The 2,942-nt window shown below is 42.8% G+C and carries 1 protein-coding gene; it reads right to left on the bottom strand.

The features are described from left to right. Positions 1-205: 205 nt before the first annotated feature. Positions 206-2,803 carry a bifunctional aconitate hydratase 2/2-methylisocitrate dehydratase gene (gene acnB / locus CXF78_RS18775; protein WP_011639185.1) on the bottom strand — a complete coding sequence of 866 codons (2,598 nt, stop codon included), beginning with the start codon at positions 2,801-2,803 and terminating at the stop codon, positions 206-208. Between the last annotated feature and the right edge of the window lie 139 nt (positions 2,804-2,942).

Here is a 2,942-nt window from a genome sequence, read left to right as displayed (position 1 = left end):
TCAGGCCATAAGAGCATAGATATGGCTAATTTTCGCATTGGTTTTAGCCGTTGATTAATTTAGTGGGATCAGGGTAAATCTTTATAAAAAGATAGGTTGAAACTCATTTTTATCCTGAAATAAGTTACAAGTTAAACAATATAACACCAATAAAAATGCCAGCATTTCTGCTGGCATTTTTGATCAATTGTTAACTCGTTTAAGCTTAAAGCGCGGCTTGGAAAATCACGCTGTCGGCTTTCTTAGTGTAAGAATCGATTTGGTCGAAGTTCAAGTAACGGTAAGTATCAGCTGCTGTTGCATCCAATTCTTTAGCGTAGTTTTGATATTCTTCAACTGAAGGTAAACGACCTAGTAACGCTGCTACTGCTGCTAACTCAGCTGATGCTAAGTATACGTTTGCGCCAGTACCTAAACGGTTAGGGAAGTTACGTGTAGACGTTGATACTACAGTAGCACCTTCTGCAACACGTGCTTGGTTACCCATACATAGAGAACAACCAGGGATCTCGATGCGAGCACCAACACGGCCGAAGATTGAGTAGTAACCCTCTTCCGTTAATTGATCGCGGTCCATCTTAGTTGGTGGTGCAATCCATAAACGTGTTGGTAACGTGGTAGCAAATTTTTCTAACATCTTACCGGTCGCACGGAAGTGACCGATGTTAGTCATACAAGAACCAACAAACACTTCGTCAATCTTAGTTTGTGCAACGCTTGATAATAATACTGCATCATCAGGATCGTTTGGTGCACAAAGGATTGGCTCTTTGATGTCGTTTAGATTGATTTCGATAATTTCAGCATATTCTGCATCTTTATCTGCTTCCATCAACTGTGGGTTAGCAATCCATTCTTGCATCGCAGTAATACGACGTTCAATAGTACGACGATCGCCATAACCTTCTGCAATCATCCACTTTAACATTACGATGTTAGAGGTTAGATATTCAATGATTGGCTCTTTGTCTAGCTTAATGCTACAACCTGCAGCTGAACGCTCAGCAGATGCATCAGATAATTCGAATGCTTGTTCAACTTTAAGTTTTTCAAGACCTTCGATTTCTAATACGCGGCCAGAGAAAGCGTTGATTTTGCCTTTCTTCTCAACCGTTAGCAGACCCATTTCAATTGCTTTTAATGGGATAGCATGAACTAAATCACGTAAGGTAATACCTGGTTGCATTTCGCCTTTAAAGCGCACTAGCACAGATTCAGGCATATCAAGAGGCATGACACCTGTTGCAGCAGCAAATGCCACTAAACCAGAACCGGCTGGGAACGAAATACCAATAGGGAAACGAGTATGTGAATCACCACCAGTACCTACGGTATCTGGTAATAACATACGGTTTAACCACGAGTGAATAACCCCGTCACCTGGACGTAAAGCAACACCACCACGGTTCATAATGAAATCTGGTAGTGTGTGATGAGTGGTAACATCCACTGGCTTTGGATAAGCTGCAGTGTGGCAGAATGACTGCATGGTTAAATCAGCACTAAAGCCTAAACATGCTAAGTCTTTTAACTCATCACGTGTCATAGGGCCAGTAGTGTCTTGTGAACCAACAGAGGTCATCTTAGGTTCGCAGTATTGACCAGGACGAACACCTGATACGCCACATGCTTTACCGACCATTTTTTGGGCTAAAGTAAAACCTTTGTTAGATGCAGCGATATCTTGTGGACGAACGAATACTTTTGATGCTTCAAGACCTAAGGTTTCACGCGCACGGTCAGTAAGACCACGACCAATGATCAATGGAATACGACCACCAGCACGAACTTCATCTAACAACACTTCGGTTTTAAGTTCGAATGTAGAGATAACTTCATCAGTGCCGTGACGCTTAACTACACCTTCATAAGGGTAGATATCGATCACATCGCCAGTGTCCATTTGATCAACGTTTAGTTCGATCGGTAATGCACCCGCATCTTCCATGGTGTTGAAGAAAATAGGTGCAATTTTGTTACCTAAACAGAAGCCACCAGCACGCTTGTTAGGTACAAAAGGAATGTCATCACCCATAAACCATAACACTGAGTTAGTGGCAGATTTACGTGAAGAACCCGTACCAACAACATCACCTACGTAAACTAAAGGATGACCTTTACCTTTTAACGCTTCGATTTCTTTGATTGGACCCACAACACCTGATTCATCAGGCACAATACCGTCACGCGCATTTTTTAGCATTGCTAATGCGTGTAGTGGAATATCTGGACGAGACCATGCATCTGGCGCAGGAGACAAATCATCAGTGTTGGTTTCACCAGACACTTTGAAAACAGTTAAGGTAACTTTGTCAGCCAATTTTGGACGATTTAAGAACCAATCTGCATTGGCCCAAGCGTCAACCACTTGCTTAGCAAAATCATTACCCGCTTGCATTTTTTCAACAACATCGTGGTATGAATCAAACATCAACAATGTATTTGAAAGTGCGGTAACCGATAGAGGTGCTAATGCTGCATTATCTAGTTGGTCAATTAACGGCTCAATGTTGTAACCACCTTGCATAGTGCCAAGCAGTTTAACAGCGTGTTCTGCGCTTAAGATAGGAGATGACACAGTGCCTTTGGCGACTGCATCAAGGAAAGCGGCTTTAACATAAGCAGCTTCATCTACTCCTGGTGGAATACGATTTTCGAGCAAGTCGAGGATGAATGCCTCTTCACCTGCTGGGGGTGTTTCAAATAACTTAACCAGTTCAGCCACTTGTTGTGCATTTAATGGCTTAGGGACTACGCCCTCTGCAGCACGTTCTGCGACGTGTTTACGATATGCTTCTAGCACGGCAACATTCCTCTTTGTTTGACGCCTAACGGCGAAACTCAGCGCCACTATGGTTACGCTGATAATTCCACTGGTTCGGGCTTGAAATCCGACCTCCAGTATACTACAGCTTTATAAAAGTATGAATCAGCTCACACTC

The sequence above is a fragment of the Shewanella sp. 11B5 genome (assembly GCF_002836795.1).
GTDB lineage: Bacteria > Pseudomonadota > Gammaproteobacteria > Enterobacterales > Shewanellaceae > Shewanella > Shewanella frigidimarina.
This window is presented reverse-complemented; position numbering and strand designations above follow the sequence as displayed.